Genomic DNA, 23,840 nt, shown 5'->3' with positions numbered 1-23,840 from the left:
TTGTCTATTAGCCCGGGTTGAAGCTGAAGACCCCCGGATCGGTCACATCAACTTCCCACGTCTGTGCCTTGCCCTCCACGGTCCAGCTAATAAGCGCGGTCGTAGCTTTGCGCTCCACATGGAAATCGATCACGCTCTCCCACGAGTACCGCCGGAAACGCTTGCCGTCCGCTCGCGAAATATGTGACAGCCCCGACACACCTTCCGGATTGATCACAATAAACTCGACATCGGTGACCACGAGCACCCGGATCACCGCCGCATCGATTGCATTCCACAGGCTTGAGACCAGGAGCTTGCTGATTCCATTCAGGAAGCTGCGATACTTGCGTGCCACGAGGTAGTTCGCGCCCGCCTCGATACCGTTCTCGCGAAGAAACGCGAGAATATCTTCTTCCGTCACGCCCCGAATAACACCCATGACCGTGCACCTTTCTCGCGAACACCGCGACGAATGAGGGGATCTCTTTCCCGCACCCTTGCGCGAAGTTTGTTACCTCAATGGTTTTAGATTACATAATTTTACGACGACGCACACCCGCCTCCCACACTCTTTCCGCACAGTACCGCCGATTAGCATCCTGCTTCTCCCGTGCAGCAGCCCCTGCCCACGGTCAGGCGCCTAGAGATGTGGCTGCCGCGAAGAAGGCCCCCTTGCCGGTGGTTTCAATCTGCACTGCCAGACCGCTTACGCCAATGGGCTGCGTCTCAGTGCTCCGGTTACAAGAGCATGATCTCGAAGAAGCTGACCGCCACCGGCGCGGAAAGCGCGTGGTTGTTGGCTGGTGCCATTGCTTTGCTGGGAACCGGGATGCTGGTGCGGCGCCGGCATAGCTAAGTAGCACCTAGCCAAGCACGGCGCATGGCTACAACACAGCGCAAGCTAAGCAGCGCATAGCCAGTACATCAAGCACTAGCAAAAACAGGTGTGGCCCAGGACCGCGAAGGTTCTGGGCCACACCTGTTTCTTGGCGCACCGATATTTTAGGGGAAGGCCACCGCCCGCTAGCTGCGCCGTCGTTCTATATGGAAACCGTGGCAGCGCGGGTGCGCGCGCCCTCGAGCTTGCCGCGCAAACCGTGCGGGGAAATCAACCAGACCACCAGGAACATGAGGCCCTGGGCCGTGACCACCGCGGCGCCGGAAGGAAGGTCGAGCCAGTAGGAAACGTACAGACCCACCAGCGCGCACACCGCCGCGAAAACCGGGGCGAATATGAGCATGACGCGGAAGCGATTGGTGACCAGGTAAGCCGTGGCTCCCGGCACGATCACCAGCGCAATAATGAGGATCGCGCCCACCGCCTGCATGGCTGTCACCACCGTGAGCGCCAGGCAGAAGAGCAAAATCGCGCCGAGCGTGCGGGCCCGGATGCCGATGGCTTGCAGATGGGTGGGGTCGAAAGCGTAGGCGGTGAGGTCGCGCCGCTTGAACAGCAGAATCGCGAGCGCGAGGGGTGCCAGGATGACCACCTGGATCATATCCGCGCGCGTGACACCCAGCAGGTCACCGAAGATGACGTGGTTGAGGTCCACATTGGAGGGGTTGAGTTTGATAAGGATCAACCCGACCGCGAAGAACAAAGTAAATACTGCTCCCATGGAGGCGTCTTCTTTGACTCGCGAGGTGGAGCGCAGCAGGAAAATCAGCGCCACCGCGATGAGCGCGGCAATGACCGCACCCAGGGAGAAGGGCATCCCGAGCACATAGGCGATAACCACGCCGGGCAGAATCGCGTGCGAGAGCGCGTCGCCCATGAGCGACCAGCCAATGAGCACCAGCCAACAGCTGATGACCGCGCACACTATCGCCGCGGTGAGGGTGACCGTAGCCCCGCGCACCATAAAGGGGTGCGTCCACATTTCAACGAAAAGTTCGTACCACACTAGCGATTCTCCTTTGCCTTGCGCAGGTGCGTGGCCGGGTCCGCGGCCGGGTCCGGTTCGTGGTGATCGGGGACGACGCCGAAAGCCTGCATGAGGTGCTCGGGCTTCATGGCTTCGGCCACCGGGCCGTGGAAAATAACACGGCGGTTGAGGAGGAGCACTTCGGAGCACAGTTGGGGCAGGCCGGCCAGGTCGTGGGTGGCGACCAGGATAGTTACCCCGGAAGCCGCCAGTTTCTGGAGCAGCGCAATAATCATGGTTTCCGACGGTTTATCCACCCCGGCGAAGGGCTCATCGAGGAGCATGAGCTGGGCGCCCTGGGCGATGGCGCGGGCAATAAATACGCGTTTGCGCTGCCCACCGGAAAGCGATCCGATCTGGCGCTCGGCGTAGGGGGTCATTTCTACCATGTCGAGGGCGTGGCGCACCGCCTCCCGATCTTCGGTGCGGGCGCGGCGGGTAGGGCCCATGAAGCCGTAGCGGCCCATGGTCACCACCTCGCGGACGCTCACCGGGAAAGCCCAGTCCACGCCTTCGTTTTGGGGAACGTAGCCGACCAGGCCGGCTTTGCGGGCCCGGGTGCCGCTCTGGCCGAGGATCGTAATATCCCCGCCGTGCCGCACCGATCCCATAATTGATTTCATGAGGGTGGATTTACCCGAGCCGTTTTGCCCCACGAGGGCGCAAATAACACCCGGGGTCAGCCCGAAGCTCACCGAGGTGAGGGCTTGCACCGAGCCGTAGCGCGCGTGAACACCGCTCACTTCCAGAGCGTATTTCGGAGATTCTATTGGTGTTGCCACCGTTCCTCCGCCTTTCTGCGATTGTGCGTAGGTGCGAGCTGCATATATTGCGAACATCGTTGCCGTGTTAGCAACGTTCACGTGAAAGCAGCGTTTATATGCGAGCGGCGTTTACTTGCCGGCTGGTTTCGTGGGTTCGCTCGCGGATTCGCCGGCCTTGCCGGTGAGCCCGCGGGTGATGAGATCGGCGTCGTACCGAAGCAAATCGAGGTAGGTGGGCACGGGACCGTCCGCCTCGGAAAGCGAGTCTACGTACAGTAAGCCGGCTACCGGAACACCGGTGTCTTCGGCAACGGACGCCATTTTGTCATCCACGGTGGATTCGCAGAACAGCGCCCGCACCCCGGAGGTGCGCACGAAATTCTCAAGGTCGGCCTTGGCCTTGGGGGTTTGCGCGCCTTCGGCGTTGACTGCCCACAGGTACTTTTCTTGCAGGCCGTGATCACGCGTGAGGTAGGAGAAAGCACCTTCGCAGCTCACCAGCGCGCGCTGGGATTCGGGAATGGTAGCCAGGGCTGCGTCCATATCGGTGGCGATGGCATCCAGTTGTTTCTTGTAATTTTCGCCGTTGGTGCGATAGGCCTGGGCGTGATCGGGATCTACCTTAGAAAAAGCAGCGACCATATTATCCACGTAGAGTTTGCCGTTCTTCGGACTCATCCATGCGTGCGGATTCGGTTTGCCCTGGTAATCACCTTCCGCGATGGCGACCGGCTCAATTCCATCGGAGAGGTTAACGCGTTCAGCAGTGGAATTCTCTACGAATTTCTCAAACCATCGCTCCAGGCCCAGGCCGTTGTAGAGGATGATATCGGCGCCTTCCGCGCGCTTAATATCACCGGGCGAAGGCTGATAATCATGGATTTCTTCCCCCGGATTGGTGATCGACGCGACCTCCATATGTTCGCCGGCGATATTCCGTGCCATATCTGCCAGTACCGTGAAGGTGGTGAGTACCTGCGGTTTCTCACTTCCTGCGTTTTTTTCTTGCGACGACGCAGTCCCGCAGGCCCCCACCACGGCAAGCATGCTCACCAGCAGCGCGGCCAGGCCGGCCCGTACCGCACCCCGTTTATATCCCATTCCCATCACCATCCCCTTTCTGGCTTATACTGGGCGTTGAGGTCCTGAGTGGATACATCCGTGAGGAGGCCCAGCGCTCGTAAGTAAGGGTACCCTTACTTTTTGGTGACGGGGCTTAATCCTACGCGAGTTTAGCCCCGCGCGCGAGGGCGTCACTCCACAGCTGGGACTTTCTCCCCGGTTATTCGCCACATTTTTACTTAATATGATGTCGCCCACCGCCCCGCCGAACGTGAACACCGCATTTTGCTGGCGTAGGCCCCGGGTAGACTTCCCCCATGGATGAGATGGACGCTATCGGACGGGAAATTGACACCATCGCCGCTTCCCTCGGCGATATTCCGGAAGCCGAACCCGGTGAACCTGGCTACATTATTAATACCTGGGAACGCGTGGTGACCGCATGCCGGGCGGGGATGCGACCGGTGGCATCCACGGAAGGGCTGCGCCTGGCCGTGGCGATCGGGCACAACCTAAAAACGGTGGAGCTTTCTCCTGCCCGCGATGGGGAGGGTCGTTCCTATCTCAATCTGCGCTGCGGGGTGGGCCGGGCGGATCTCATCGATGTGACCGGCTTGGCCGGCTGGGTTTTTGAGACCTTCTCTCTGGGGGATGTGCGTATTGTCGGAGAGGAGGTGGTCCTGCATCTGGCTTTGCGCATGGCCGGCTTGCCTTTCTCGCGGCTAACCAGCATGGTGAAGTTCCTCGTCGTCGCCGCTATTGACGCTACCGCGGTATTCGTGCGCGGTCTCGATAACGTTCCCCCCACAAAGGATGATCTTTTTGGGCCGGAAGCGGTGGCCGGCGCCGGGGATATTCTGGAGGATACGTTTTCCGCGCGCCCGGAAATGAATCCTTTTGTGGGTAATGCACCCGGGAATGCCGATCAGTTCACAGACCCGGCCGGGGTGGATGCCCGTTTCGATGAACTCCTGGGCACGGCCGGGGTGTATCGCTGGAATGGTTTAGTTTCCGCACTCGCTCCGTTGCTCGGGCAGCGCGATGCGGCTCAGGCCGAATACGGTTTTGGGGCCACGCTCCGCGTGGATGGCTCTGAGGTTCCGGTGGTGATGCTACGCAATACCCTGGTCAGCGGGGCGGATAGCGCGGCGGTGACGTTGCGCCTGGGAGATGCCACCGCGGAAGGAGTTCGGGAGGCGGCACACCAGGCCGCGGCTCTTCCACTCGGCGGGGTGGTGGTGCACGGCACCGATCTTTATTTCAGCCACGCTTTTGAGATCAGCGGGCAGCGGCCGGGGTGGATTGCCAGCCAAATTGAAGGTGCGGCGCGGTATTCGTTACTGCTCGGCCGCGGGTAGTTCCAGCACCGCTTCCCGGAGGCGTTCCCACAGGTCCGCTTCGGCGTCATAAGCTTCGGCAACGATAGATTCGGGGAAATAGGCGGTATCGCGTTCCAGACCCAGCAGGCAGGGATAAAAACCGCCGCGCTGGCGATAGGCGACCCAGGCTAGCGGCGCATGGGCCACCAGCCGGTCCCCGATAAGCACTCCGAGCCCGGAGGCGAGGGCCTGCCGGGAACGCTGGCCGCGCAATTCGGGCAGCAATGCGCAAATATCCCGTAAATTCCGGGGTAGTTCCCGGCCGCGCGGCACCAGTTTCTTCGCTTCTTCGCGTGCTTCGTGTAGATAATTCTCATCCCCGGGGGCGAGCCAACCGATGCTACCTTCCGGGTAATAATCGGGGTTATCACATTCGCGCAGGGCCGGCAGTAGCGAGGCCTCCCAGCCCAGGTAGCGCCCGGTGGTGGCGGCAGCGATGAGTTCAAGGTAGGAACGCGAATCGGCAATAACACCATTATCCACGGCGGTGGCGGACCATAGCGTGAGCATCCAGGCATCTTTGGAGCGCCCAAATTGGGAGAGTTGCGATTGTTGCACCCAGCCGTTGCGTTGCAGGCGGCTACGTGCAGCTACCGCTGCGCGGCGAGATGAGAAACGCAGGCGATTGATCCACATGCGCGGGGCGGTCAGGCGTGCCGCTTCGGCGACCATAGCAAGAAGGGCCCGATCCAGGGCGGAGGCATCCGCCTGGTTGTCACTCTCGGGGGCCAGATGTGCTCCATGCGCCATGGCTGCTGGTACCGTCCTTTGCTACTCGAGGGCCGCGGAAAAATCACGAGGACGCTCAGGGGGCCGCCCGCGGGAAAGCACGGACGGGGTGTTCTCTATTGTACGCGGCACGCCCGGCCTGTGCCGCATTTTTCTGCCAACGTGGAATACTGGTGAGGTGGTATCACAGTTCACAACATGGGAGGAAGCCGCCGCGGCTTTGCGTGCTAGTTATGAGGGTGCGCGGGCGGATGAAACTCCGGCTTTACGTTTTGTCACTCACGGGGTGCCGGTAACAGCCTGGCCCGGGCAGTCAACCCGGCGCGATAGCCGTACCGTCGTTCATCTTGCGGCACCTGTACTCACCGGCGCGGAAATGCGCAAGTACGACGGCGCCGCCGCATCCGCGGCGTCTGATGCCGTTGCCACTCCGCCAGGCACGCAAGCAGGCACTCAGCCTGGCGCCACGCCCGCAGCGCAACCTGGGGCGCAGTCCTATGCGCAATCTGACTCGGTGCTTTCCCGCAATGCGGCGGCGGTGCTCGAGCATTTTGGTATTGACCCGACCGGCCCGGATCTTATCGCAGTGTTGCGCGCGGCGGATACGCTGCCAATTGGCGGGATTCGCTTGCTGGGTGGTCGCACCCATATTCATTACGCGGTGGCGCTGCCAGCCCCGGCTGCGCAGCTGACTGCCTGCGCGGCATTGGTGGCGGCGCAGGCCCGGGCGTTGAGCGGTGCGGATGCGCTGTCGGAATCCGCCCAGGAAGGGGAGGCTGATGTCTAAGAAGTCTGGGCGCGACGAACGCGATGCCCGCGATGTGACGACAGCGGCGGGCCTGTATGAGGTACTTGTTGCTGATTATCATGCGCAGGCGCAGCCGGACGGGGTGCATTACCGTTTCGAGGTGGTGTGGCGTTCGGAGTCAGATAAGCAGGAGATGATCGCGAGTTACGCGAATGTTCCCGGGCTGGGGGATGTGCTCTACGTGGCGGCATCGCTGGTGGAGTCGCCGACGGAGGCCCGTACCCGCGATGTTTTGGAGCGGATCGGCGAGTTTTTGGATGGCGATGCGGTGATGTCCGGCGGGCACTTGCAGTTGCGGATTTGTTTGCCAATGGCGGGCCTCACGGTTGAGACGTTGCGGGCGCGTTTGCGTAATCTTGCCGGGGCCGCTACTTCTATTCGCCGGGAGTTTGCCGACGACGACGAAACCGGCACCCTGACCTTTGGCTACTGAGGCATAGTCCGGGACGGCCTGGGTGTACTTTAGCTGCTGGACTGCGCCTACCCGCCCGCGCCGAGCGGCACGCACCCGATTTAGCGGCGCGCACGCGATTTAGCGGCGCGGGCGGGCCCGCTTGGTGGGGCTGGCGGTAGCGCCATCTTCCGGCCAGGGGTGGCGCGGGTAGCGGCCACGCATTTCCGCCCGCACTTGGGCGTAGGGGCCGGCCCAGAAGCTTGCGAGGTCGTCGGTGATGGCAACGGGCCGGGCGGCCGGGGAGAGGAGTTCGAGGGTGACGGGGATGCGCCCGCCGGCCAGCTGCGGGGTACGGGCCCAGCCGAAGGCTTCTTGGACGCGCAGGCGTACGGTGGGCCGGGCTCCCGCATAGTGGATGGTGCGTTGTTCCCCGGTGGGGATAGTAATGCTGGCGGGGGCGAGCTCATCAAGGTGAGTAGCTTCGGGCCAGGGCAGCAGGCGTTCAATATTGCTGGCCCCCAGGTTTCCCCAGGTGCCACCCCGGGCGAGGGCGGCGAGTTCGGGGCCGGCCAGTTCCTCGATGCGTTGGCGCAGCGCGGATTCTTCCATATCTGGCCAAGGCTCCCCCAGGACGGTATGGAGAAAGGCGAGGCGTTCGCGCAGGGCTTGGGCTCCGGCGGTGAATTCGAGCGGGAGGGTGCCGGAACTGGCTGCGGCGTTCACCCACGCGGTGGCGGCGGCGCGCGGGACCTGTTCGAGGGCCCGACCGGTGAGTTCAATGGCTCCTAAGCGCGTGGTTTCCCGGGCGCGGAGGCGGCCTTTCCGGTAGCTCATAGATGTGCCGGTAGTGATGAGGCCGTGACCGGCTTGGCGAGCGAGTTCTTCATCTGCGGGTACGGCGGCGCGGATGAGCGCATCCGCCCGGCCCTGGCTCGCACTCACTTCTGCTACCGCAAGCCAGGGTGTTCCCAGTAGCGGAGAGCCGTGCGGGAGTACCGCTCCGCTGCCATTAGCCAGGAGATAACGCCCCGAGGTGCTATCCACCGCGCGGGCCAACAAATCCGGATATGCCCAGGCGGTAACGAGGGCGAGGGCATCATCACTGCGAGCGGACCGGCTAGGTTTCCCGAAGCCGGATACGCCGGTTTTACCGGAACCTGCGGTATCGGTTTTCCCGCGACTGGGTGTGCCGCTGCCCGATTGCTCAATGCCACTCTGCCCGCTCTTACTCTGCCCACTGCCGGTTGCCGCCACCTCACCCAGGGCGCGGCGGGCCAGTTTCTCAAGGCGTTGGGCTTGCCGGGCCCAGGCTGGCGAAACGGTGGTGGGCCAACGGGCCAGATCTGCCCCGGGGAGCCGGGGCGATTCCGCGAGCGCGGCAACAATCTGGGCGGCTGTTCCCGCCCCGAGCCGCGGGGTGTTTTCCAGCAGGCTGCGGCCTAGCCGGGTGCTGACCGGGAGCGGGGCGAGGGTGCGGGCCAGCTCCGTGACCTGCCAGGAGCTTTCCGCACCGGGATCTCCACCGGCCGCACCATCTGCGCTGCCGTGTTCTGGTACCACGCAGCCGAGCGCGGTGAGGGCGCGCATGCCGGCTGCCACGCCCGGCTGCGGGGGCGGATCGAGGAGGGCGAGCCCGCGCCCTTCCGGAGCACCCCACACGGCGGCTTGCAGGAGAAAATCGGTGAGATCGGCCGTGTAAATTTCCGGGGTGGAGCGTTCTGCGAGGCGAGCCCAGGTGGCTTCGCTCATGACCCGATACACGGTTCCCGGCCCTAAACGCCCGGCGCGCCCACCGCGTTGGATACCGGCAGCTTGGGATTCCAGCACCGTGACGAGCCCGCTGATCCCGCTGGCGTAATCGGTGCGCGGTTCCCGGGATAGCCCGCTATCCACCACGATCCGCACCCCGGGGACCGTAAGAGAAGATTCTGCGATAGCGGTGGTCACAATAATGCTGCGGGTTCCCGCAACTTCCCGGAGGGCGGCATCCTGCTGGGCGCCCGTAAGCGACCCGTGCAGGGGTGCCACTCGGGCGGGTAGGTGGCCGAGCAGACCCACCACGTGCTCCACTTCCCGCACCCCGGGGAGGAAGACCAATATGTCACCGAGTTCCACTTCCCGGAAGGCCCGTTCCACCACTCGTGCTACGTGCGCCAAGAATTCCCGGCGCACCCCGAGCGCACCGTCCCGCGAAATTGTGCCCAGGGGTTCTTCCCCGCGCCCGGGCGGCGCGTAGCGCAGAGTAAGGGGATGGAGCACGCCCGGAATATCCACAATGCGGGGGAGTTCTTCGGGAGCCACGGCACCTGCTTCCAGCAGCCTAGCGGTGCGTTGGGATTCCACGGTGGCGGACATGGCTACCAGCAGAAGATCCGGGCGGAAAGCCGCGCGGGCTTCCAGGGCGAGGGCGAGGGCCAGATCAGCATCGAGATGACGTTCGTGTACTTCGTCAAAAATCAATGCGCCGATTCCGTGCAATTCCGGATCGCTTTGCAGGCGGCGCACCGCAATACCGGGGGTGATCATTTCAATGCGGGTTTCCCGGCTCACCTGGGAATCCCCGCGCACGCTATACCCGGCGGTAGCGCCTACCGGCTCCCCGAAAAGTTCGGCCAGGCGGCGTGCCGCTGCCCGCGCCGCCACCCGGCGCGGCTGAATCACGAGGACCCGCCCGGCACCTTCCGCGAGCGCGCGGGCCACCAGCGGCGGAATGAGCGTGGTTTTCCCGGTTCCCGGCGGTGCACTCACCACCGCGAGCGGCAGCGCTGCGCGCACCTCATCGAGGTGGGCTGCTACCGGAAGTGCGGGCGGGGCAGCGAGCAGGCGAGCGCAGGGATCCGAGGTCATGCCCCCATTCTCCCACGGGCCTCCGACACACTTGTCACCCCGAACCACGGCACGCGCGAAACGCCGTATGCGCGAAACGCCGTATGCGCGAACGGCGCACCGCGCGCCTCAGCCCGCGCGCGAGGTTTCCGTCAGATACGCCAGCACCGCCCGCACCCGGCGGTTTTCTTCCCCGGGCTGCATCCCCAGCTTGAGAAAAATATTCGCCACGTGTTTGGAGACGGTCGCCCCGGTGAGGTAGAGCTCGGCGGCAATCGCGGAATTGGCGTAGCCCCGGGCCATGAGCTCCAGGATTTCACGTTCGCGGGAGGTGAGCTCCGTGAGGAGTGACGGCGTCGTCGCCATTAATTGGGCCGCAACATCCGGATCCACAACCACGCCGCCCACCCCCACAATCTCCAGGGAGCGCACGAAATCCGCCACCCGCGCCACGCGATCTTTGAGCAAATACCCCAGGCCGCCCGGCGCATCGTCCCCGTTCCCGTCCGCGCTTGTATTCACGCTCGTATTAGCGCTCGTATTCGCGGGAAAACCGGAGGTACCTCCGCCGGCTGTCGGGTGGAAAAGTTCGCGCGCGTAGGCCGGTGCGACGTATTGGGAGAGCACCATAATGCCCAGGGACGGGAATTCGCGGCGCAGCTCCACGGCGGCGCGCAGGCCGTCGTCGCTCATGGTGGGTGGCATGCGCACATCGGTAATGACCAGGTCGGGGGCCTCCCCGCGGGCGGTGGCCGCACGCACCGTCTCGCTCAGCTCCGGTGCGGTGGCCGCGGTGGCCACAATGGTGTGCCCGCGCCGCTCCAGCAACCCGCATAGCCCTTCGCGAAATAGCGCGGAATCATCAGCAACTACCAAACGCATCCGTCCCCTCCGTTCTCGGATTTTCGCTTAACGCCGCCACCCCGGCCCCGCTTCCCCACTCTCCCCGGTGGAGCAGCAGCGGGATGCGCGCGCGGATTTCCGTGGGCCCGCCCACCGGGCTGGAAATACGCAGACTACCGCCGAAAGTCGCGAGCCTCTCCCCAATCCCGCGCAGCCCGCTACCCGGAATCACGCCGCCCGGGCCGGTGTCGGTAATGCTGAGGTGGAGGTCGTCATCGGCGATGAGCAGCACGGTCGCGGTGGCGGCGGGCGCATGTTTGGCTACGTTCGTCAGCGCTTCGGCCACCGTGAAATAGGCCGCGGCGATCACGCCTTCGGGGATCTCGGGTAGCGGACTCGGAACCCGCAGGGTGGCGGGCACCGGCGCGGAAACCACCAGATCGCGCACCGCCGCTTCCAGCCCCAGGTCAGAGAGCACTTTCGGATGAATACCGGCCACCGTGCGCCGCAGCGAGGTGAGGGCCAGTTCCGCGCGGTCCTGCGCCGAAGCCATGCGTTCGCGCGCCGCCGCCAGATCGGCCGAACTCACCGTGCCACTCGCGTCACCTTCCAGCAGAAACGCCGCCTCACCCACATCCATCGAGGTTGCGACCAGGTACTGCTGGGCGCCGTCGTGCAAATCGCGTTCGATGCGGCGCCGTTCAATTTCAAAAGCCGCGGCAATGGAGCGTTGCGCGTGCACAACGTCGCGATGATCGGATGGTTCTGCCATCCAGGTCGACGACGCCGGAGCCACGTCCGCGAGCGCCCGCACGTTCCCGCGCCACACTATCCACCCGGCCCCGCCCAGGAGCAGCAGACCGGCCAGCCCGATAATAACCGGGATCGGACTGAATCCGCCGAGTAGCGATAGCCCGGCTACCGCCACGAATATCAGGGCGAGGGTGCCGAGTCCGCCCGCGAGCACCCCGCGCACCGTGGCGTGGCGTAGTTGCTGCGCCACCGCTCGGGTGTTATCCACGTGCATGGTGTGATCACCGGGCTCGGTGCTCCGCGTTGTCATACCGCCATGGTAGCCGGGTCGAACCTACCGGCACGCGCAAATCCGGCAATGGTAGACCTGGCTCTACCATAAGTGTGGAGTACAAGCCCTGCCGCCGCCGCCCAATCGGAAGTTGACTAGAGCCATGGATACAGCACAGAATTTCGCCCCGGATTTGGTGGCGAATAATCTCACGAAGAATTTTGGGAACGTGGCCGCGCTGCGCCGGGTATCACTGCGGATTCCCGGTGGGCAGTCGGTGGCGATTATGGGCCCGTCCGGTTCGGGTAAGTCCACGCTGCTGCACTGCCTAGCCGGGATTATTGCTCCCACCACCGGTACGGTGCTGCTGGGCAACGAGCCGATTTCGGATATGTCCGATGGGCAGCGCTCGAAAATGCGCCTGGAACATTTCGGTTTTGTGTTCCAGGACGGCCAGCTGGTTCCCGAGCTGCCCGCTCGGGAAAATGTGGCGGTGCCGCTGCTCCTCCAGGGCAAGCCGCGGCGGGAGGCGCTGGCGGCGGCGGATATGTGGCTGGCGCGGCTCGGGGTGGAACCCGAACGCCACCGCCGCCCGGGGGAGATGTCCGGCGGGCAGCTCCAGCGCGTCGCCATCGCGCGGGCTTTGGCCGGCCAGCCTGCGGTGGTGTTCGCTGATGAACCCACCGGCGCCCTCGATCAGGCCACCGGCCACGAAGTCACCCAGATCCTCACCACCGCCGCGAAAATGAGCGGCGCCACCCTCATTATTGTCACCCATGACCCGAATGTGGCCGCCTGGTGCGAACGCCTCGTGGAGATTCGCGACGGCGTTATCCACGCCGATTCGGCTACCGTTCCCGTGGCGGAACAGCCCGGCCCGGCACGCCCCGGCGCCACCCAACCCGGCGGCGCTCCTGGCGCACCGTGGCCCGGCACCGCCACCACCGCGAACGGAGGCGAACTGCAATGACGATCCTCTCCTTCGCGCCCCGCCTCACGCTGGCGCGGCTGCGCGCCCGCACCGGTAACGCCTGGCTGGACATCCTCGCGGTGCTCAGTTTCACGCTGGCAGCCACGATGGCGCTGACCATCGCCGGCGGCATCTTCATGTTTTATAACTGGAATTTCCATCCGAGCCCGGCCATGACCGCCCACCTCGACGCCCTGAGCGAGATCCTGGGCGCCGGCCTCACGGAAATGTACCTTGGCCTGGCGCTTTTCGCCGGGGCACTCCTGGTTATCCCCATTTCTTCCCTGGCGTCCGGAGCCGCGCGGCTCGGCGCACAGGATCGCTCCCAACGCCTGGCCTCCCTGCGCCTCGTCGGCACCACCCGCACCCAGACGATTGCGATCTCGCTGTGTGAAACGGTGGTGCAATGGCTGCTGGGCACCGCCCTGGGCACGGTGCTCTACCTGGTAACCCTGCCGGGGTGGCGCGCGCTGAGCTTCCTCGGGCTCCCTATTAATCCGGCCCAGATGCTGCTACCGGTTTCCTTCATTGCCGCGGTTATTGCGCTGCTCTTCGTGGTGACGCTGGTATCGGCGCTCGGCGGGCTGATGCGCGTGTCAATTTCGCCCCTGGGGGTGGCGCGCCGCGAAGCCCCGCGGGCGCTGCGGGCTTGGCGCCTCGCGGTGTTCGCCGTCGCCGGATTACTGTATGTGCTGGTGGCTAATGCGCGTGGCGATTCCACACCCGTCGTGCAGATCATCATGATGGCGGGCGCGGCGCTGGTATTCCTTTTCGCACTCTCGGTGGCGGCCTCCTTTATTATTCAGGCGCTGGCCTATCCGCTCGTGCGCTCGCGCCACGCTGCTCTACTCATGGCGGCGCGGCGAATTCTCAACGACCCGCGCGCGGTATGGCGCAGTGTCTCCACCCTCGCGCTGCTGTGTTTCATCGGCGGCTACACCTCCACGCTCCCCGAAAGGAGCGGTTCGGATTCGGTGGCGCTTCAGCTGATCTCCGCAGATATCGGCACCGGCGTTATGGTGACCCTCGGTTTCGGTTTCGCGGTGGTGGCGCTGTCCGGTCTCACGAATCACGCCTCCCTCGTTTTTGAATCGGCACAGCAAACGCAGTCCTTGCGTTTCCTCGGTTTCCCCACGGCCGTCTTCACGCGGATTCGGATCCTGCAAACCTTTATTCCGTTGGTAGTAACGACGGCGCTGACCACCGCGCTCGGGGTGGGTATGTCCCTCCTGACGAACTATTCCTGGGGTGCGCGGATGGATAGCACTGCTTTCACGAAACTCGGGATCATTACGGTCCTCGGTTTGGCCATGTGCCTGGCGAGCATCCTGGTGGTCACGCCGCTGGAAACTCGGGTGGTGCTGGCGCGCGGGCGCGCGAATGATTAGAGGGTTGGCACGCGAATAATTGAGAATAACTTCAGGAATTAAGCGTCGACGCCCGGGTATAAAGACCCGCTGGTAGCCCAGGCTCAGTGGCACAATGGATGATGTTCCGGCCACAATTCTCAGTGCGGAGGGCTCGCTTCGCGGGAAGGAAATTCCGATGTCAGAAATTCGTGCGGCTCAGCAAGAAACGCCGGCGGACGCGCCCCGCCCGCGCTGCCTCGTAGCTTTCTTCTCGCGTGCCGGCCTGAATTTCTGGGACGGGGAGGTGCGTAACCTCGAGATCGGGAACACCAAGGTGCTGGCCGAAAAAATCGCGGCGCGCTTGGGGGCAGATACTTTTGAGATTACCCCGGTTCATCCCTATCCTGCGAATCCGAATGAGGCGCATGCCCAGTGCACCCGCGAACTTGCAGACGGGATTTATCCGGAGCTTACGGCTCCGGCGCCCGCCGCTAGCGGGTACGACGTCGTGCTTGTTGGCTTCCCCGTCTGGTGCGAGCAGGTTCCCCCGGTAGTGCAGACCTATCTCAAGTCCGCCGGGCTCACGGATCAGCTGGTGCTGCCCTTCACCACCTGGTCTGGCTCACCTAAAGTGGACATCGAATCGACGTTCACCAACCTGGCTCCGGAAGCAACTACCGGCGTACCTTTCTCCGTGCGCGGGGAAAACGTGCGCGAGGCGACCACGGATAGCGCGCTGGAGGAATGGCTGGCCTCCGCGAATTTGGTCTAAAAATTCCCGAGTTTGCGGGCCTCCTCGAGATCATCGAGGAACAGTTCCTCACACCATTGGAGGGTTTCAAACTCATCACGGAACTCAGCTTCGCGCCGATTGAGCGTATATTCAGCCATCCGTTCTTCAAATTCTTCGCGCGAGATCCTCAGCTCGGAGAGAATGGCATCCATGCGGGCGCGCACCTGCTCGAGACTTGTGTACGTGGGGCCATAGATGATCGACATAGCCACAGCCTAGCCGACGAACGAGCACCTTCCCAGACCAATTTTTCGGCAATTTTACGCGGGAATCATGCACCCGCGATGAGCTGCTCCTACTCCGGGTGCTGAGCTTTTTTCGCCCGGTGGAGATACCCCAAGGCGTAGCAGGTAGCGAGGATAATCACCGCGAAACGCGTCCAGGAAGAGTTGTTAATCGCCACCAAGGCTAGGCATACGCCCATATAGAGCCCGGCATGCAGAACCTCTCCCCAGTTTTCCTTATACCGGCGGGAGAAACTCCACAGCGCGGAAACGGCAAGCAGCACAATTTCGGAGATGATTTCAACATCAAAACGTCCGATGCGATCAAAGTCGTCCGCGAAAAATGAAAAGAGCATGCCCCACATCAACTCCGGGACGATTCTCCCTAATGCCGGTACCGGATCCCACATCACGACTGCAGAACCCGATCTACAGCAATTCCGCGCGCAGCTGGGCGCCGCTGGCCGGGTGGAGCAAAGCCGGCGGAACGTCGAAGAGGGTGATAGCCCCGCGTTCCCCGCGTGCATGCATCCGGGCCACCGCGCGCGCGCAGGCCACCAGCACCGAACCGGTGAATTCCGGATTGGAATCCAAGGCCAGGTTGAAGTGCAGCGCGTGCGAGGTTCCCGGCGAGGTAGCGCCATGCCGGATCACGTCGCCGCCGTGGGCCATGCCGGTGTGTTCCGCCGCAAACTCTTCTTCGGAGATCACGTGGACCTCGGTTTCGTACTCGGCAAAGTAGTTCGGCATCGTCACGATGGCCTGGCGCACCGCCTCGGCATCCGCACCGCTCTCCAAGACCACGTAAACAATCCGACGGTGCTTATCACCCGCGCTGAGCTGGCCTTCCGTTTCCCCAGCCAGCGCCGCGGCGCGGACATCCTCCTTGGGAACGGTATACTGCACCGCGTTTTTCACGCCCGGTACCCGCCGCACCGCATCCGAATGTCCCTGGGACAGGCCCGGCCCCCAGAAAGTTTCTGACTGCCCGACCGGCAAAACTGCCTCGGCCAGCAACCGCTGAAGCGAGAAGAGGCCCGGATCCCAACCGGCGGAGATGAGAGCGAGGGTGCCGGCCGTGCGAGCGGCGTCGTCGACCTTCTCAAAATGCGCGGGAATCCGCGCGTGCGTATCAAAAGAATCCACCACGTTAAAACCGGAGGCGACGAGCGGCGTTTGCGTATCGAGGTCCGATTTCGAGCCGCCGCAGTTGATAACGACGTCGATCTTGCCGGCCCAACGGGCGCGCAGCTGCGGATCGGTGAGTTCGGCGGCGGGGAATGCCGGGCCGGAGGCGGTCATGACGTCCTCGCGGCGGGTGAATACCCCCACCAGGTCCAGGTCGGGAGCGAGGCTGAGGGCCTGTTCTACCCCGCGACCCAAGTTGCCGTAGCCGTTAATCGCGATGCGCGCGTGTGTCATGCGTGTGGTTCTTTCTCGAGTTCGTCATCTGTATGCCCGGCGGACATAGCAAGAATAGTGTGGCGGGCAATCCGGCACACATCCTCGAGCGACGCGCCGGTTTCCACCTGGCGAAATGCGTCGAAAATGAGGGCGCGGCTAAACGAAGCCCAAATATCAGGATGCGCGATGCCGGTATCTTTCCAACACCTTTTGAGGGCATCGGTGAAGAATCCGTGGGCTTTATCCACACCCATTTTGGTATGCGCGGTGGCCTTATCGGAAACTTTCCCGCGGGCCGAGCGCATGAGGCCCATCAACCATTTATGCGATTCGCGCTGCCCGGACTGGCGGATGCACGCCACCACCAACTGCGCGAGGCGTTCGCGCGGTTCGGCATTCATATCAACCTGGCCCATCACCTGAGCACGCCACTTGGGAACATTGCGTTCGAGTACCAGGAGCCGCAGGTCATCAACCGACCCGACGTAGCGGTAAATGGAGTTGCGCGCGATACCAGCGGCCGCGGCCACCGCCCCGGCTGATAGCGTTTTGCCCGGCTCATCTTTGAGAATCTTTTCCGCGGCGTCCACGAGCCGGGCTGTCATAAGCTCCCGATGCTCGCGAACTGTTGGCGCAGAAATCTTTGGCATATCTCCTCCCAACGTCGTCCCCTATTGTTGCGGACTCAACCGATGAGCGCAACGGGTTGCACACGCCCGCTGGCTCGATGCGAAATCCGCCGCGAGGCGCTACACTTTGTCGGTACTGCTGAGGTGACCGAGAGAGGCGAACCGGCGTGGCTGATAACAACGCGCGTAACTCCATCCCTACTACAGAAACCCCTTCCCCTTCCCCCCATATCCCCTCATCGCAGAGCATCGGATTTGATCGGGAAAAATACATTAAGCTCCAGTCCCAGAAAATTAGGGAACGCCGCGAAAAGATCGGCGGGAAACTCTATTTGGAGATGGGCGGGAAGCTTTTCGATGATTTCCACGCCTCGCGCGTGCTGCCCGGATTCACCCCGGATAATAAGATCGCCATGCTGGCCGAATTGAAGGATGAGCTGGAAATCGTCGTTGCCGCAAACGCGCGCGATCTCAAGGCAAAACACCGCGCTGACCTGGGAATTTCTTATGAGGATGAGGTGCTGCGCCTCGTGGATGTATTCCGCGAAGCCGGTTTCATGGTCAATTCCGTGGTGCTCACCCAGTACGAGGAAGATAACCACGAAGCGCGCGATTTCCGCCGCCGTCTTATTAAATTGGGGCTCAATGTGGCGCGCCATCGCCGCATCCCGGGCTACCCCTCCAATACCGCGCTTATCGTTTCCGAGGATGGTTTCGGGAAGAACGAGTACGTGGAAACGCAGCGTGATCTTATTGTGGTGACGGCGCCGGGGCCGGGGTCAGGCAAGCTCGCCACCTGCCTCTCGCAGCTCTACCACGATCACCAGCATTCCATCACCTCGAATTACGCGAAATTTGAGACCTTCCCGGTGTGGAATATTCCGCTGGATCATCCCGTCAACCTCGCCTACGAAGCGGCAACGGCCGATCTGGACGACGTCAATATGATCGACCCCTTCCACCTGGTCGCGTACGGCGTGCAAACAATTAATTACAACCGCGACGTTGAAGTGTTCCCGCTGCTCAGTCTGCTGCTGCGCGAACTTTCCGGGGAAACACCCTACAAATCCCCCACGGATATGGGCGTCAACATGGTCGGATATTGTATTTCCGACGACGACGTTTGCCGCGAAGCCGCCCGCCAGGAAGTCATTCGCCGGTATTACCGCGCGCTTGTTGATGAGAAGCGCAGCGAATCCGAACCCGTATGCTCCGAACGCATTGCCCTTATTATGGCCAAGCTCGGGGTGACCGGCACCGACCGGCCGGTGGTGCCCCCGGCGCTGCGTAAGGCCGAGGCCACGGGCGGGCCGGCGGCCGCGCTGCAGCTCCCGGATGGCACGATCGTGACCGGGAAAACTTCGGAGCTGCTGGGGTGTTCCGCCGCTGTGCTGCTTAATGCGCTCAAGGTATTGGCAGGGATTGACGATTCGGTGAAGTTGCTGGCCCCGGAGGCGATCGCCCCGATCCAGACGTTGAAGACGGAGCACCTGGGCTCGCGTAATCCGCGGCTGCACACCGATGAAGTTCTTATCGCGCTCTCGGTTTCTGCGGCTTCCGATCCCACCGCGGCAGCGGCGCTGAGCAAGCTCAAGGATCTGCAGAATTGCGATGTTCACACCACGACGATCCTCGGATCCGTGGACGATGGTATTTTCCGTTCGCTCGGTGTGAATGTCACGAGCGAACCGCACTACCAGCGTAAAACGCTGTACCGGAAGTAGCCGGAAGAAGGAGCCGAAAGGCGGGGCGTGGCGGCGCTAGCTGCGGTAATGAACCGTGAAGCTGGCGCCGTCACCCATATCTACCAGGTCCCCCTCCTCCAGGCGGACCGCGTGATCCGGCTCGATGCGGCGCAGCGGGCCATCTGCGTGCTTGAGGTAGGTGCCGTTATTGGAATGGCAGTCCCGCAGGAATGCGCCGCCAGCCGCTACCGCAACCTCGCAATGGGTGCGCGAAATTTCTTGGCGTGGGGAGGGAACCGGAAGGAGTTGGGTGGCAGCCGGATCCCCGCCCGCGGAGGAGGCATCGAGGAGCGGACGGCGCCCCATAATAATATTTTTGAGCGCCGGGCTCACCCCGCCCAGCACAACGTTCTCCCCGAAGGAGAAGCGCAATTCGACAGCCGGGAGCGGGGCCGGTATGCCGGAGGAAGGATAGGGTTCGGTGGTCTGCACCGGGTAGGCTTCGGTAGCCGCGGCGTAGCTGGGAACCGGGGCGCTCTCCGCGGCCTCCGCCGCCTGCCCGGCCTCCGCCTCCTGCGCCGCCGGCGGTACCGGTGGCAGCGGCGGGGCGGGCGGTACCGGATGTGGAGCCTGCGGTGCCTGGTGCGGGGCCTGGTGCGGGGCCGGCGCGGCAGGGGAAGAAGCCGGAACCGCGAGCGCGGGAGTTGCCGGCCTGCCGGTGAGAACCGGGCTTAGGCTGATGCGAGCGCCACCGGCGCGGGCCATGCCACGTTCGAGCGGGAGGGCCGGGCCGGGTGCGGGAGCTGCGGCGTCGTTCCCACCGAAAGCTGCATTTTCCGCACCCGCAGCGTAGGCGTTACCCACGGTGACCGTGGTGTCCTGGGTGGTGGCGGCTTCCTGCCAGGTCAGGGCGTTACTGCCGTCCGCGACAGCGCGGCCGGTAACGTCGCGAATGATGAGGCCGTGCGCGGCAACCCGCAGCAGCGGGCCGTCGGCATAGAACAGCGCGAAATCCGCGCCCAGCGCGGACCAGAGGTGGGTGAGAAGAGTGGGGAAATCGTGGCCGGCGCGCACCGTTTCCCACACCGCGGCCGGATCCGCGGGTAGCGCGGGCGTGAATACTGCCAGGCCGGGCACGCAGGCCAGCAGCCCATCACCGGGATAAGAATAGGACGGCATGGCTCCTCCTCGACCTGGTTCCATGAGTCACATCTCTGCTTGCAAGGATACCGCGCCCGGCAAGCGGCCTGCGCCACTTTCTGCCAGAATAGAGGTATGTCGCTCATGAATTGGGCCCTCGAGGTCGCCACCGCTCACCCTGAACTAGCCGGCGCGCTGGTCAATTCCGACGGGCCCTGGCTGGATGTTCTGCTTCCGGACGGACGCACGTTCCGCTTCCGCCCCTTTGAGATGATCGATCCGGATGCTCCCGAAGAACGCCGGCGCGAACTTCTCAACCGCCTCATTACTATCGGCGTATCCGGGGCCACCACCCCGCAGGTCACCGAAGGTGCGGCCGGGTCCGCCCAGCCGGGAGCGGCGTCGTCGCACCAGAACGGCGCGAACGGAACCGCCCCGGACACCGAACTCCAAGCGCCCGAGATGCCCGGCACGCCCGCGGGCCGCGGCCAGAAAAACCTGTCGTGGCGTGACATCTTCGCGCAATTCTTCGGAACCATGGATCCGAGCGACCCGGGTTTCCCGCACCACGATCCCGCGCTCGCTGAGCTCTCGGAGGAACAGGACGAGACCGAGGGGCCGATTATGCCGATTGTGCGCGCCGCGGACTATTTCACGCGCGTCAATCAACGCGAAGATGATTCCTTTATCTACCTGCCGCTCACGGATTTCATTGGCGTGGGCCTGGCGCGCGACACCCCGGATAACATCATTCCGCTGTATTTCTCGGATCTGGATCTGATTCCGGGAACGGATGATCTGGGTCCGCTTTTCGGGCACGCGGTGGAATCGCTGCGCGGCCTGAACGCGCAATCGGGCTACGCGGCCCTGGAGCTGGCCGTTATGCTCTACGCGGGCGCGCGGGTGCTGGCCTTCACCGCGCCGAATAATTACCAGAGTTCCTGGTTCGCGGATGTGGATCTTGTCCAGCAGGTCGCGTACTCCATCAGCAAGCAATATCACGGTTCGCTGCCGCTCTTCGTGCCGGCTTCGCGTTCGCGGCTGTTCGTGGTGCTGGCTGATGATCCGGAGCTTCCCGCGCTCTTCAACCGTTTGCTCCAGGATTACGATATCGACGACGCTATCTACCCGCTCCCTCACACCGTGGCCGCGGATGGCTGGATGGAGTGGATTCCTATGCCGGATCACCCGGCCTACGCGCCGCTGGCGAATCTGCGCGCCACTTTCCGCGGGCGCATGTACAACCACCAGCAGGAATTCCTTTCGCGCTGGCCCGAGGAAATGGGGCACGTGGCGCTCTACGAAGTGCACGACCTGGACGAGGGCGCGGTGAGCCTGACGCAGTGGCGCCGCTCGGATCACTACGGTTCCATCCCAGCCGTGGCAGATTTCATTAATTACCTGGACGATGCCGATCCCGAAGCCGCCAATATCACCATTCGCGTGGATGTGGCCCGCGACGTGTGGCCCGAGGGCTTCAAGCCGCTCGAAAACGTGTGGCCGCCGCGCTACGAAGTGTCCGGATTCCCCGATGCGGAGACCTTCCGAAAACTGAGCGAGGCAGCGCACCGCGCGTTCTAGCTAACGCATCGCGCAGTTAGCACATCGCACAGTGAGCGCACCGCGCGTTTGAGGCGGGTGCGCTCACTAGGCTCGCCCCCACTGCCCGCGGTAGAAGCGCCCGAGCGTTTCTTCTTTGCAGGCCGCGTAATCGCCGGATTCGATGGCCGCGCGGATGGTGTCCACGAGGTGCACCGTGAAGTACTCATTGTGGATGGTGGCAAGCGTGGCCGCCAGCGCTTCTTTCGCCTTGAAAAGGTGATTGAGGTAGGCGCGTGAATAGTTCTGGCAGGTGTAGCACTCGCACTCGGGCACCAGCGGCCCGAAATCGGTGCGGAACTGGGCGCGGGTCACGTTGAAGCGACCGTCCGGGGAGTAAATCGCGGCATTGCGCGCCACCCGGGAAGGGTTGACGCAATCGAAAGTATCCGCGCCGGCTTCAATAGCGGCAAAGAAATCATCCGGTTCGGAAATCCCGAGGAGGTGGCGGGCTTTCGTTTCCGGGAGTTCCTCGCTCACCCACGCGCAGATGGTTCCGAGCTTCTCCTTTTCTAAGGCCCCGCCGATTCCGAAACCGTCAAATTCCTGCCCGTCCACGCACATGGAACCGAGGTCGCGGGCGGCTTTGCGGCGCAGGTCTTCGTATTGTGCGCCCTGGATCACGCCGAAAAGCTGCTGGTAGGGCTTGTCCGCGCGTTCGATGGTGAGGCGGCGGTGTTCGGCCAGGCAGCGCTCGGCCCAGCGGCGGGTGCGTTCCAGGCTTTTTTCCTGGTAGGCCCGGGAGTTGAGGAGGGTGGTGAGCTCGTCGAAAGCGAACATAATATCGGCACCGAGCCGGTGCTGAATCCCCATGGACACCTCCGGGGTGAAGCGGTGGCGTGAGCCGTTGAGGTGGGAACGGAACCATACGCCGTCGTCGTCCACATTCGCGAGGCGCTCTTTATCGCGCGCGAGTTCGGTATCCGCGCGCCCGGCATTTTTCCCGGCGTACTCGTTGGTGAGCACTTTCTTGAAGCCGGAGCCGAGCGAGAGCACCTGGAACCCGCCCGAATCCGTGTAGGTCGGCCCGTTCCAGTTCATGAAAGCGGCCAGCCCACCGGCGGCGTCCAGGATCTCCGGGCCGGGCTGCAGGTAGAGGTGGTAGGCGTTCGCGAGCACCGCCTGCGCGCCGATACCGCGCACCTGCTCCGGCGTGAGCGTTTTGACGGTGGCTTTCGTGCCGACGGGAATGAACGCCGGGGTGGCGATATCGCCATGCGGGGTGTGGATAACGCCGGTGCGCCCCAGCGGCCGCCCGGTGAGGTCCCCCACGCGCGCGTCCAGGCGCGTCCCGATCGTAAATCCTGTTGTCACACTCTCACCTTTCTGTTGCGGTGCGGTTGCGGTGCCGTGCGGTTCACGCGCGCTGCGCGTTGGTACGACGACGCCGCCACCTCGGCCCGCTGCCTATCGTAAGCCTTCGTGGCGTTTGACCACACCAACCACGGCGTACGTCAGCGGGAGGAAAATGACTTCGATACCGACTTTATAAAGCCAGCCCACCAGGGAGAGGTTGACGATAGACCAGAACTCGACATTGCCGGCCGCGATATCCGCGCCCCAGGCCACGAAGCAGAAAATAATGGTGTCCAGCAATTCGCCCACGATGGTGGAGGAAATGAGGCGTACCCACAGGGCACGCTCTCCGAAACGGCGCTTAATCCAGACCAGCACGTAGGAATTGGAGAGCTGGCCGAAGAGGAACCCGAATACGGAGGCCGCCACGAAGCGCGGCACCACGCCGAGCACCGCCTCGAAAGCTTCCTGATTGGCGTAATCCGGGGCGGGCGGGGCGATCTGCACCAGCCAGAAACAGCAGGAGGCAAGGATCTGCACCCCGAACGCGAGGATGATGGTGCGGGAGGCGACTTTGAAACCGTAAACCTCAGAAAGAAGGTCACCGATGATATAGGTGAGCGGGAAGAGCATCGCGCCGCCGTCGAAATACAAATCAAGACCACCGATATTCAAGGTGATGAGTTTCGTGGCGCCGATATTGGAAATGAGGAGGAAGGATACGAAAAAGACCGCTACGTACACGAAGAGGTGGGAGCGGGCCACGTCCGCGAAGCGGGCGGCGGTGCCCGAAGTGGCGGAGGGTGAATCGGAGTGCGTGCTGGCGCCGTGCGGCGCGGTGGACTGCGAGCTCATCGTGACCTTCCATGCATATCGAGAACTTATGGTTATGGTGTCCGGCTCTGCCACCGCACGGACGGTCATGATTATAGCGGGATGTGTGGCAATGGGTATATTCGCTCGGATACTAACTAGCCATGTGATGTCTTGAATGTTTTTGGACAAGGAGTCTGGC

The 23,840-nt window shown here is 63.3% G+C and carries 24 protein-coding genes; 9 read left to right on the top strand and 15 right to left on the bottom strand.

Going from position 1 to position 23,840, the window contains the following annotated elements:
* Positions 1–7 precede the first annotated feature (7 nt).
* Positions 8–421 (bottom strand): hypothetical protein, encoded by a 414-nt coding sequence (locus tag AC5RK6_RS05500; RefSeq protein WP_320758165.1) that lies wholly within the window; start codon positions 419–421, stop codon positions 8–10.
* A gap of 309 nt (positions 422–730) precedes the next feature.
* Between AC5RK6_RS05500 and AC5RK6_RS05495 the strand changes: the two genes are divergently transcribed.
* Positions 731–838, top strand: a complete 108-nt coding sequence (locus AC5RK6_RS05495) for an LPXTG cell wall anchor domain-containing protein (RefSeq protein WP_284901008.1) — start codon at positions 731–733, stop codon at positions 836–838.
* Between the two features lie 184 nt (positions 839–1,022).
* Here the strand turns inward: AC5RK6_RS05495 and AC5RK6_RS05490 are convergent, their stop codons facing one another.
* The 3 genes from AC5RK6_RS05490 to AC5RK6_RS05480 all read right to left on the bottom strand — a co-directional run bounded on the left by AC5RK6_RS05490 (position 1,023) and on the right by AC5RK6_RS05480 (position 3,778).
* On the bottom strand, positions 1,023–1,862 hold the full coding sequence (locus AC5RK6_RS05490) for a metal ABC transporter permease (RefSeq protein WP_284901051.1): 840 nt from the start codon (positions 1,860–1,862) through the stop codon (positions 1,023–1,025).
* Positions 1,863–1,885: 23 nt separating this feature from the next.
* Positions 1,886–2,689, bottom strand: a complete 804-nt coding sequence (locus tag AC5RK6_RS05485; protein WP_320758164.1) for a metal ABC transporter ATP-binding protein — start codon at positions 2,687–2,689, stop codon at positions 1,886–1,888.
* 111 nt (positions 2,690–2,800) lie between these two features.
* The gene (locus tag AC5RK6_RS05480; protein ID WP_320758163.1) at positions 2,801–3,778 is read right to left on the bottom strand and encodes a metal ABC transporter substrate-binding protein; all 978 of its coding nucleotides are present in this window, start codon (positions 3,776–3,778) and stop codon (positions 2,801–2,803) included.
* A 272-nt stretch (positions 3,779–4,050) separates the two neighbouring features.
* Here AC5RK6_RS05480 and AC5RK6_RS05475 point away from each other — a divergent pair, with 272 nt between their 5' ends.
* Positions 4,051–5,091, top strand: coding sequence for a hypothetical protein (locus AC5RK6_RS05475; RefSeq protein WP_320758162.1), 1,041 nt, complete (start codon positions 4,051–4,053; stop codon positions 5,089–5,091).
* Here AC5RK6_RS05475 and AC5RK6_RS05470 read toward each other — a convergent pair.
* Positions 5,071–5,862 (bottom strand): hypothetical protein, encoded by a 792-nt coding sequence (locus AC5RK6_RS05470; RefSeq protein WP_320758161.1) that lies wholly within the window; start codon positions 5,860–5,862, stop codon positions 5,071–5,073. The genes AC5RK6_RS05475 and AC5RK6_RS05470 overlap by 21 nt on opposite strands.
* Before the next feature lie 157 nt (positions 5,863–6,019).
* On the opposite strand from AC5RK6_RS05470, the gene AC5RK6_RS05465 reads away from it, so the two are divergent.
* Both AC5RK6_RS05465 and AC5RK6_RS05460 read left to right on the top strand, forming a co-directional pair.
* Complete coding sequence (locus AC5RK6_RS05465) at positions 6,020–6,628, top strand: hypothetical protein (RefSeq protein WP_320758160.1); 609 nt, start codon at positions 6,020–6,022, stop codon at positions 6,626–6,628.
* Entirely contained in the window at positions 6,621–7,082 is a 462-nt protein-coding gene (locus tag AC5RK6_RS05460) for a hypothetical protein (protein WP_274734527.1), read from the top strand. Before AC5RK6_RS05465 ends, AC5RK6_RS05460 begins: the two co-directional genes overlap by 8 nt.
* A gap of 99 nt (positions 7,083–7,181) precedes the next feature.
* Here the strand turns inward: AC5RK6_RS05460 and AC5RK6_RS05455 are convergent, their stop codons facing one another.
* The 3 genes from AC5RK6_RS05455 to AC5RK6_RS05445 form a co-directional block, all read right to left on the bottom strand.
* Positions 7,182–9,890: an ATP-dependent RNA helicase gene (locus AC5RK6_RS05455; RefSeq protein WP_435730981.1), complete on the bottom strand. Its 2,709-nt coding sequence runs from the start codon at positions 9,888–9,890 to the stop codon at positions 7,182–7,184.
* Positions 9,891–9,998: 108 nt separating this feature from the next.
* Complete coding sequence (locus AC5RK6_RS05450; RefSeq protein WP_274778534.1) at positions 9,999–10,751, bottom strand: response regulator transcription factor; 753 nt, start codon at positions 10,749–10,751, stop codon at positions 9,999–10,001.
* Positions 10,732–11,775 (bottom strand): sensor histidine kinase, encoded by a 1,044-nt coding sequence (locus AC5RK6_RS05445; RefSeq protein WP_279058433.1) that lies wholly within the window; start codon positions 11,773–11,775, stop codon positions 10,732–10,734. Before AC5RK6_RS05445 ends, AC5RK6_RS05450 begins: the two co-directional genes overlap by 20 nt.
* A 124-nt stretch (positions 11,776–11,899) precedes the next feature.
* Between AC5RK6_RS05445 and AC5RK6_RS05440 the strand changes: the two genes are divergently transcribed.
* From AC5RK6_RS05440 to AC5RK6_RS05430, 3 genes are all read left to right on the top strand, one after another.
* Positions 11,900–12,706: an ABC transporter ATP-binding protein gene (locus AC5RK6_RS05440; RefSeq protein WP_274778532.1), complete on the top strand. Its 807-nt coding sequence runs from the start codon at positions 11,900–11,902 to the stop codon at positions 12,704–12,706.
* Positions 12,703–14,094, top strand: a complete 1,392-nt coding sequence (locus tag AC5RK6_RS05435) for an ABC transporter permease family protein (RefSeq protein ID WP_274778531.1) — start codon at positions 12,703–12,705, stop codon at positions 14,092–14,094. Before AC5RK6_RS05440 ends, AC5RK6_RS05435 begins: the two co-directional genes overlap by 4 nt.
* Before the next feature lie 157 nt (positions 14,095–14,251).
* Positions 14,252–14,827, top strand: a complete 576-nt coding sequence (locus AC5RK6_RS05430; protein WP_274778530.1) for a flavodoxin — start codon at positions 14,252–14,254, stop codon at positions 14,825–14,827.
* On the opposite strand, the gene AC5RK6_RS05425 is transcribed toward AC5RK6_RS05430, so the two are convergent.
* From AC5RK6_RS05425 to AC5RK6_RS05410, 4 genes are all read right to left on the bottom strand, one after another.
* Complete coding sequence (locus AC5RK6_RS05425) at positions 14,824–15,054, bottom strand: hypothetical protein (RefSeq protein ID WP_274778529.1); 231 nt, start codon at positions 15,052–15,054, stop codon at positions 14,824–14,826. The genes AC5RK6_RS05430 and AC5RK6_RS05425 overlap by 4 nt on opposite strands.
* Before the next feature lie 89 nt (positions 15,055–15,143).
* Positions 15,144–15,428, bottom strand: a complete 285-nt coding sequence (locus tag AC5RK6_RS05420; protein WP_435730982.1) for a hypothetical protein — start codon at positions 15,426–15,428, stop codon at positions 15,144–15,146.
* 73 nt (positions 15,429–15,501) lie between these two features.
* Complete coding sequence (locus AC5RK6_RS05415; protein WP_435730983.1) at positions 15,502–16,494, bottom strand: diaminopimelate dehydrogenase; 993 nt, start codon at positions 16,492–16,494, stop codon at positions 15,502–15,504.
* On the bottom strand, positions 16,491–17,126 hold the full coding sequence (locus AC5RK6_RS05410; protein WP_435730984.1) for a TetR/AcrR family transcriptional regulator: 636 nt from the start codon (positions 17,124–17,126) through the stop codon (positions 16,491–16,493). The genes AC5RK6_RS05415 and AC5RK6_RS05410 overlap by 4 nt, the downstream gene beginning before the upstream one ends.
* Before the next feature lie 173 nt (positions 17,127–17,299).
* Between AC5RK6_RS05410 and AC5RK6_RS05405 the strand changes: the two genes are divergently transcribed.
* Complete coding sequence (locus tag AC5RK6_RS05405) at positions 17,300–18,829, top strand: DUF1846 domain-containing protein (protein WP_126135736.1); 1,530 nt, start codon at positions 17,300–17,302, stop codon at positions 18,827–18,829.
* 36 nt (positions 18,830–18,865) lie between these two features.
* Here the strand turns inward: AC5RK6_RS05405 and AC5RK6_RS05400 are convergent, their stop codons facing one another.
* Positions 18,866–19,969, bottom strand: coding sequence for an FHA domain-containing protein (locus AC5RK6_RS05400; RefSeq protein WP_435730985.1), 1,104 nt, complete (start codon positions 19,967–19,969; stop codon positions 18,866–18,868).
* Between the two features lie 96 nt (positions 19,970–20,065).
* Between AC5RK6_RS05400 and AC5RK6_RS05395 the strand changes: the two genes are divergently transcribed.
* Entirely contained in the window at positions 20,066–21,511 is a 1,446-nt protein-coding gene (locus AC5RK6_RS05395) for a hypothetical protein (RefSeq protein ID WP_435730986.1), read from the top strand.
* Positions 21,512–21,577: 66 nt separating this feature from the next.
* Here the strand turns inward: AC5RK6_RS05395 and tgt are convergent, their stop codons facing one another.
* Together tgt and AC5RK6_RS05385 are read right to left on the bottom strand one after the other, a co-directional pair.
* Positions 21,578–22,843: a tRNA guanosine(34) transglycosylase Tgt gene (gene tgt, locus AC5RK6_RS05390; protein WP_435730987.1), complete on the bottom strand. Its 1,266-nt coding sequence runs from the start codon at positions 22,841–22,843 to the stop codon at positions 21,578–21,580.
* A gap of 93 nt (positions 22,844–22,936) precedes the next feature.
* The gene (locus AC5RK6_RS05385; RefSeq protein ID WP_435730988.1) at positions 22,937–23,680 is read right to left on the bottom strand and encodes a queuosine precursor transporter; all 744 of its coding nucleotides are present in this window, start codon (positions 23,678–23,680) and stop codon (positions 22,937–22,939) included.
* Positions 23,681–23,840 lie beyond the last annotated feature (160 nt).

The sequence above is a fragment of the Actinotignum sp. usb-actsch-213 genome, assembly GCF_059085665.1.
The sequence above is the reverse complement of the archived record's forward strand: the minus strand, read 5'-3'. Positions and strand labels throughout refer to the sequence as shown.